The sequence below is a fragment of the Synechocystis sp. LEGE 06083 genome, assembly GCF_015207725.1.
GTDB classification, from domain to species: Bacteria; Cyanobacteriota; Cyanobacteriia; order Cyanobacteriales; family Microcystaceae; genus Synechocystis; species Synechocystis salina.
The window spans coordinates 1-7843 of record NZ_JADEWJ010000182.1 but is presented as its reverse complement, the minus strand read 5'-3'; the positions used below and the strand labels follow the sequence as shown (position 1 = coordinate 7843).

Here is a 7843-nt window from a genome sequence, read left to right as displayed (position 1 = left end):
TCTCCATGGCGGGGGCTATGCTTTCGCCGGAGGGGAGTTGGGGAGCGGGGAAGCAATTTTAGCGGCCCATTATGGCCAGATTGAAGTGATTAGCATCGATTATCGTCGACCTCCAGACCATCCTTTTCCGGCGGCCCTGGACGATGCTTTGGCTGTGTGGCGGGAGTTGGTAACAACCTACGAAGTTAGCCGCATGGGGCTGTTTGGTACTTCTGCTGGAGGCGGCCTATTGCTAGCCTTGGTTTGTCAACTGCGGCAACTTAATTTACCTCTACCAGCGGCGATCGCCCCCCTGTCCCCCTGGGTGGATTTGACCAAAACTGGAGATACCTACTTCACCAATGAATATGTTGACCGCACCGCCATTAGCTACGGCGGTTTACTGGCAGGTTTAGCCCAACTCTATGCGGGAAAATTGCCCCTTAATCATCCATTTATTTCCCCCCTTTATAACGATTTAGAAGGCTTGCCCCCCACTCTGCTCATTAGTGGCACCAGGGATTTAATCTTGAGCGATACCGCTAGACTGCAAAGAAAACTGCGACAGAACAATGGGGTAGTAGATTTACAACTATTTGAAGGACTTTCCCATGCTGAATATCTCTACCAATTTGACACACCGGAATCGGCAGAAGTTTTTGGGGAACTGAGCCAATTTTTTAACCGGCATTTACAACGGTAAGCGGAAAATAATTTGTTATCTTGGGGGAAAATAACTCCGTTTTTGCCCTTTGCCCTGCCCAGGAAGCGTTAATTATGTCTAACCGCCCAGGAAAGTTGCTTTTTGCCGGTTTGATGGGTTTGGCCCTCGCTTTTCCCTTTGGCATCTCCCCCTCCCATGGCTCCACGGCCAAATCTTCTGCCCAGTTAATCGCCCTAAAATTTCCCCAGGCTAATAGTGACCGGGGACAAACGGCCACCAGTGGCGGTGGGGGAGTCAGGCAAACTAGCGGTGGCAGTTGTTTAACCAAGGCTAAATTACCCTTTCAGCTTTTAATTCCTGGCGACTATAACCAAGGGAGCGGTTTCCACAACACCGCTAGCAAAGAAACTTTTATTTACGCCTATCTGCCGCCCCAACCAGGACTGACAGCCCAGGTGCAGTTGGCGGATCCCATTACCAAGGAGCAAAACCAAACAACTTTCACTGTGCCCAAGGAAGGGGGCATTGTTCGTTTTCCCGTTAGCTTGCCGGATAATGCCATGGAGGACGATTTTTATAACGTTACTTTGACCCTAATTTGTGATGCTAATAACACCCAAGACAATCTCACAGTGGAGTTGACGGTGAACTACACTCCCCTGGACCAGCCCCCTACCAATGCCGATTCCTCCCTAGCAGAGGCAGCCTTTTATGCCGAACAGGGTCTATGGTTAGATGCCCTCAATGCCCTAGCGGCGATCGCCAAGGAGGAACCCCAGGAATGGCAGGAATTTCTAGAGTCGGGGGGATTTGCGGCCTGGGCGGAGGCTCCGGTGGTGGAATGTTGCCAAATGGTCAATACCTCTGCCTTGGCTAACTGACCCCAGGGGAAAATCAAAGGAAATACCAGAGAATATTAATGGGTTGGACCATACCGTCAGCTTGGAAAAAGTTTCTTTGGCAGTCTCGGGGGATTTGGATTGCGACCCCCACAGTGACGGCCCTGGTAATTTTGCTCCGCTTCACCGGCATTTTACAGGTGTTGGAATGGCAGAGCTACGATGCAGGGGTAAGGCTTTTACCAAGGCACGAAGATGATCGCATTGTCATTGTGGGTATTGATGAACAGGACGTTACCTACCTCAACACTCCGATCATTGACGACCAATTGCTAGCAAAAATCCTCACCAAGCTGAAGCAACAACAACCAGCGGCGATCGGGCTGGACCTCTATCGAGACTTGCCCCTGCCACCGGGTACAGAAGAGTTGGCAGAGGTATTCACCAGCACTCCCAATTTAGTAGGCATTGAAAAAGTAGCGGGCAAACCAGGCATTGAAACCGTCAATCCCCCCCCGTTATTAAAGGAAAATAACCAGGTGGGCGCCAATGATTTAATTATCGACGCTGATAACATTGTCCGCCGGGGTTTTATTTATCTAGTAAGAGACGGGGAGCCCCACTACAGCTTTGGGCTACATTTGGCTTTACGCTTCCTTGATAACGTCGGAATTGCGCCGGAGACCATCAGTGAAGGCAGTGACGACTTCCGTTTAAATCAGGTGGTATTTTCCCCTCTCCACGCCGATAGCGGTGGTTATATCCGGGCTGATGACGGGGGCTTTCAATTACTGATTGATTACCAATCTAATTTTCCCCAAGTATCCCTCACCGATGTGTTGACCGATAAATTGCCGCCGGACTGGGGCAAAGGCAAAATCATCCTACTGGGTAAGGTGGGGGAAAGCTTCAAGGACCTATATTTCACCCCCAATAGCAATACGTTTGGGCTATCTCGTGCCATACCAGGGGTGGAGATCCATGGCAATATTATTAGCCAAATCATTAGTGCGGGGCTTGATGGTCAACCGTTACTCAAAAGTTGGTCCGAGCCGCTCGAATGGCTTTGGGTCGGGTTCTGGTCTTTCCTGGGGGCCGTGATTACCTGGCAGTTGCGCTATGCCACTCGGCGTTCCGGAGGGCAGTGGCTGCCGATCGCCGCCATTGTGGGTAGTTTAGGGGCGTTACTGGCCATTACCTATGGGGCCTTGGTGATGGGATGGTGGCTGCCGTTTATTCCACCGATGTTGGGCTTATTGGGGTCAGGGGTATTTATTGTCACCTGGATGGCCCGGGCGGGGGTGCAGGTGCGCAACACCTTTGGCCGTTACCTAACCGATCAGGTGGTGGCCACCCTACTGGAAAACCCCGAAGGTCTCAAAATGGGTGGCGATCGCCGTCCAATCACCATCCTCACCTCAGATCTAAGGGGATTTACTAGCACCTCCGAAGGCCTCAACCCCGAAGAAGTAGTTAAAGTGCTCAACATCTACTTTGGCAAAATGGCCGATGTCATCACCAACCATGGCGGCACCATTGACGAATTCATGGGTGATGGTATTCTCGTTTTGTTCGGAGCTCCCACTTCCCAGGATGGTGATGCTCTGCGGGCGGTGGCCTGTGGGGTGGAAATGCAACTGGCCCTACGGGAAGTCAATCAACAGGTGACAGGGCTGGGCTTACAACCCCTGGAAATGGGCATTGGCATCAATACCGGCGAAGTGGTGGTGGGAAACATCGGCTCTGAAAAGCGCACCAAGTATGGCGTGGTAGGGGCCCAGGTCAACCTCACCTATCGCATTGAGTCCTACACCACCGGGGGACAAATTTTTATTTCCGCCACTACCCTAGAGGCCGCTGGCGATCAAGTCCAAGTCAACGGCCACAGAACGGTGCAACCCAAAGGAGTTAAAGACCCAGTGGTCATTTGGGACGTGGCGGGCGTGGGGGACCCCTATAATCTTTCCCTTGCTGTAGAAGAACAAAAATATCTACCCATTCCAGAACCATTATCATTAGAATACGTCTGCCTAGAAGGAAAACACATTACCGACGCAGTAATTCCCGGTACATTGCGGGAAATCTCCGCTAAAGGTGGGTTTATCCAGATTTCTCCAGATCAACACTGTCCAGACAGTCTAACCAATATTAAAATTAACCTGAGGGAGCCAGGGGTGCCATCGACGGCACTCTACGCCAAAGTATTAGACTCAGTTCCGGGGGAGAGCCACGGTTTTTACGTCCACTTTTCTGCAATGCCCACCGACATCGCCCAGCGTTTTCGTCAACTTTATCAAGGAGCACTGGCCCAGCCCACCGCCATTGCGGCCGCTCAGGGGGGCTAGATCGTGGCTGCTAACCTAACCTTTCTTGGCTCCGGTTCTGCCTTCACGGTGGGGGCGGATAATTTTCAATCCAATGCCATTCTCACCCTCGATAACGGCAGAAAATTCCTGATTGACTGTGGCACCGACATTCGTTTTTCCCTCCATGCCCTTGGTCTTAACCATCGGGATATCACAGACATTTACGTTAGCCATCTCCACTCAGACCACGTGGGGGGTTTGGAGTACGTCGGCTTTACCACTATGTTTGATCCCACCTGTGGTAAACCAAATTTATATTTGAGCCAGGACATTGCGGTGGATTTATGGGAAAGATCCCTTGCTGGAGGTATGGAAGCCATTGAAGGGGGAATGACCAAAGTTGATAATTATTTTCAAATCCATGCTTTGGGGCCAGGGGAAACTTTTACCTGGGAGAAGATCACTTTTCAGTTGATCAAGCTCAACCATGTGGATACGGGGGCAATGTTAATGCCTGCCTATGGTCTTTTTTTCGCGGTCAATCACTCCCAAGTTTTCTTTAGCAACGACACTAAATTTAGCTACGATCGCCTGCAGGACTATTTCCATCGGGCCGATGTTATTTTCCATGATTGCGAAATTTCTCCCTATCCCAGCCCTGTCCACGCCCATTACAACGAGCTGCGGAAACTGCCCGCTGCCATCAAAGCAAAAATGTGGCTCTATGGCTACCAGCCGGGCCCCTTACCTCCAGCAGTGGAAGATGGTTTTCTCGGCTTTGTGAAGCGGGGTCAAAGGTTTGATCTAGTTTGACACCTCCAGCACCGGAGGAAAATTCTAGAGTCCGTTTTGGGGAGTTTTAGCTTAAGTGAAGGGAAAAACCCACGCTATCATCTTTGATGCAGCACGGGTACTTCACGGTTAATTGCCCAAGGAAAGGTGAAGAAAATAAGGTGAAAGCAAGGTGCTTGCCATAGGGGAACCTGATAGTTTTTCCCCCGCCCATTACCAATGGATTCGTAAACCGATTCTGCACACTAAGTCAGCTTGAAATAGTTCGCCGTGACCTTAGACCATCGGGTTTTGGCCTGCGGCCTCCACTGCCTGGGTAACAGTGACTAAGCACCCTACAAATATGGGGTAAACTTTACCATGAACCCTTCCCAATCCCATCTTTGCCCATGCTCGGCGGTCAATATTATCTCATTGCATTTATTTTGGCGGTGATTGTGGTTTGGTTCACGACACCGTTAATCAATCATTGGGGGCGACGGGCCGGCTATGTAGACCAGCCCAGTGCTCGAAAAATGCATCATCGACCCATGGTGCGCCTGGGGGGAGTATCCATTTTCCTCGGTAGCTTGGTGGCTCTGTTGGTGGTGTGGAACCTTGGGGCCTTCGGTGCCATGAGCACCAAGGGAGAATGGGAAGTCTGGGGCGTAGTGCTGGGGGGTTTAGCTTTTTTTGGCATTGGTTTATTTGATGACCTGTTCGATCTGAGTCCTTTTTCCCGTTTATTGGCCCAGGTGGCGATCGCCTCGGTGGTGTGGAATATGGGGGTGAGAATTGATTTTTTTACCCTGCCTTTCCTGGGAAACTTGGTGTATCTAGACATTTTAAGTTTGCCCATCACGGTGATTTGGTTAGTGGGTTTGGCCAACGCCATTAACTGGATTGATGGTTTGGATGGTTTGGCGGCGGGGGTGTGTGGCATTGCGGCGGTGGTGCTGTTTGTGCTCTGCTTATTTATGGAACAGTCGGAGGCGGCCTTAATTGCGGCGGCCATGGCCGGGGGAGCATTGGGATTTTTGCGCTACAACTTCAATCCGGCCCAGATTTTTATGGGTGATGGGGGAGCTTACTTTATGGGCTTTACCCTGGGGGCCGTAGCGGTGATTGGCCTGGTTAAAGTAGCAGCCATGGCGACGGTGGCGGTGACAGCGGTTTTATTGCCCTATCTGGTGCTGGCGGTGCCCATTTTGGATATGTCGGTGGTTATTCTCTCCCGGGTCATTAAGGGGAAATCTCCCTTTAAGGCTGATAAGGGTCATCTGCACCACCGCTTGATCAATGCTGGCATTTCCCACCGTCTAACGGTGCTGTTTATCTATGCCCTTACCCTCTGGGCTGGTAGCTTAGCTTTGGGATTTTCCAATATTCCCAGTGGTTGGGGCTTTGCCATTGGTGCCACGCTGCTGTTGATTTATTTGGGTTGGCAGGTGTGGCGCAATAGTCGCAGTGTGGAGGAACAGGATTGATTCATTGCCATGCCCAATATTTTGATTGTGGAAGATGATCAGGAAATAGCCCAGTTAATTAGGGAAACCCTAGAGCGTGAACAGTTTACCTGCGCTGTCGCCAATGACGGGGAAACGAGTTTAAGAATTTTTCAGGAACAGGCCCCGGACCTCATTGTGTTGGATTTGATGTTACCCAAATTGGATGGGCTGGAAGTGTGCACCCGCATTCGCCAACAACCGGGGAGCAAAGACCCCTATATTCTGATGTTGACTGCCAAAGGGGAGGAAATAGACCGCATTATTGGCCTCTCCACCGGGGCCGATGATTACTTGGTCAAGCCCTTCAGCCCGAGGGAATTGGTGGCCAGGGTGCGGGCCCTATTGCGGCGGCAATTGCGCCAGGGGCAACCAGTAGGACAAATTTATCGTACAAGCCATTTTCAGGTGGATTTAGACCAACATCAGGCTAGTCGCTATCAAGGCGATCGCCAGGAAGAGTTGGAGTTGACCGGGTTGGAATTTAATTTATTGGCCACGTTTATGAGTTATCCGGGGCGGGTCTGGAATCGGGCCCAATTAATTGAAAAGTTGTGGGGCGATGATTTTTTTGGCGATGAACGGGTGGTAGATACCCATATCCGCAGACTGCGTAAGAAAATTGAACCGGACCCCGCTAATCCTAGTTTTATTAAAACGGTGATCGGTTTGGGCTATAAGTTTGAAGATCCTGGCTAATCAAAAAGTATGGTTTCTATGGTTAAACTTGGGCAAGTAGGTTTCCTTTCCCAAAAGCTGCCAAGCAAGGCAAGGTTTGCAGTCTTTACTACTCCGTCTTGGCGCAGGGCAATAGATGGAATTTATGGTTCCAGAACTGAAAAAGTCTAGGTAAAATTTGCTTCGCCTAATCCTCATTGAGTCGATCCAGTTGCCCCAAACGTTCTTCGATCGCCGTTAGACCCTGCCAATTAACTAAATCCTTTAACCACGGAGGTGGCAGAGTATTGCCGTAGTCTAGTAGTTGACTGGAGCGCAGAAAACAATGGAAGGCCAGTTCACTAGCTGAGGCCACGCCCCCATCCTGAGTTTGCAGACGGGCAGCCCCACTTAGGTAATGACCCAAAATGCTCGGACTGTGGTGGCCGATGTAAATTTCCCTGGCTCGCTGAACTTTTTCCACCATGGTCCAGGGGTCCGCCATGGCCAACAGTAAAATATGGGGGCTGAACTCATTGACCCAATTTCCACAGGCTTCCAGGTCTTCCACGATCGCCACTAGGCCATAATGGGCCAGGGCCTTTTCCGTGTGCACAGAATGTTCCTGCTCCCGACAATAGCGATTCACAGATTGGATGACTTCTTCCCCCAACTCCAGGCGATCGGTTAGTAGCACTGCGCTGGCATTGGGATATTGTTCGGCATGGGCCAGCAAATCTAGGGCTAGCCATTGCCCGTTGGCTTCACCGTCCGCTAGCACCATCAAATTTGTCCTGACTAAGGTTTGGTCAATGGTCACCACACCACTCACCAATTGTTTGGCCGCCATTACCTCTGGAGATCCTGCCCCCGTAATGGACTCCACCGGCGCAATATTTTTTGCCCCCCAGGTCAACATGGCGATCGCCGGCACCCCTGCAGCTAGATAAATTTCTTCAATGCCCATTTCCTGGGCCGCCACCAAAATAGTCGGGCTAATGGTTTCCGTCACCAAAACTCGTTCCCCTACCCCCACAGTCTTGGCCAAAATTCCTTGGCGGAGTAAATTGCCCAGGGCATCACCCCTTTTGGTCTCCAGATAAAAACCCTGTCTCTTATACA

The 7843-nt window shown here is 50.9% G+C and carries 7 protein-coding genes; 6 read left to right on the top strand and 1 reads right to left on the bottom strand.

All coding sequences use genetic code 11. The annotated features are described in order from the left end of the window. The 6 genes from IQ219_RS13545 to IQ219_RS13520 form a co-directional block, all read left to right on the top strand. Positions 1 to 682: alpha/beta hydrolase (locus IQ219_RS13545; protein WP_194072959.1), on the top strand; the 682-nt coding region annotated here is incomplete at its 5' end. Positions 683 to 756: 74 nt separating this feature from the next. Continuing rightward, positions 757 to 1524, top strand: coding sequence for a DUF928 domain-containing protein (locus IQ219_RS13540; protein WP_194072958.1), 768 nt, complete (start codon positions 757 to 759; stop codon positions 1522 to 1524). Between the two features lie 38 nt (positions 1525 to 1562). Next, positions 1563 to 3827, top strand: coding sequence for a CHASE2 domain-containing protein (locus tag IQ219_RS13535; protein WP_194072957.1), 2265 nt, complete (start codon positions 1563 to 1565; stop codon positions 3825 to 3827). Positions 3828 to 3830: 3 nt separating this feature from the next. Further along, complete coding sequence (locus tag IQ219_RS13530) at positions 3831 to 4601, top strand: MBL fold metallo-hydrolase (RefSeq protein WP_194072956.1); 771 nt, start codon at positions 3831 to 3833, stop codon at positions 4599 to 4601. 368 nt (positions 4602 to 4969) lie between these two features. Then, entirely contained in the window at positions 4970 to 6046 is a 1077-nt protein-coding gene (locus IQ219_RS13525; RefSeq protein WP_194019781.1) for a glycosyltransferase family 4 protein, read from the top strand. A 9-nt stretch (positions 6047 to 6055) separates the two neighbouring features. Then, positions 6056 to 6763 carry a response regulator transcription factor gene (locus tag IQ219_RS13520; protein ID WP_194072955.1) on the top strand — a complete coding sequence of 236 codons (708 nt, stop codon included), beginning with the start codon at positions 6056 to 6058 and terminating at the stop codon, positions 6761 to 6763. A gap of 166 nt (positions 6764 to 6929) precedes the next feature. On the opposite strand, the gene IQ219_RS13515 is transcribed toward IQ219_RS13520, so the two are convergent. Beyond that, positions 6930 to 7843: histidinol dehydrogenase (locus tag IQ219_RS13515; protein ID WP_194072954.1), on the bottom strand; the 914-nt coding region annotated here is incomplete at its 5' end.

Excerpts from the sequence above, each read along its gene's own strand:
- IQ219_RS13540 (WP_194072958.1), top strand. The coding sequence starts at position 757 with ATGTCTAACCGCCCAGGAAAGTTGCTTTTTGCCGGTTTGATGGGTTTG.
- IQ219_RS13535 (WP_194072957.1), top strand. The coding sequence starts at position 1,563 with ATGGGTTGGACCATACCGTCAGCTTGGAAAAAGTTTCTTTGGCAGTCT.
- IQ219_RS13525 (WP_194019781.1), top strand. The coding sequence starts at position 4,970 with ATGCTCGGCGGTCAATATTATCTCATTGCATTTATTTTGGCGGTGATT.
- IQ219_RS13520 (WP_194072955.1), top strand. The coding sequence starts at position 6,056 with ATGCCCAATATTTTGATTGTGGAAGATGATCAGGAAATAGCCCAGTTA.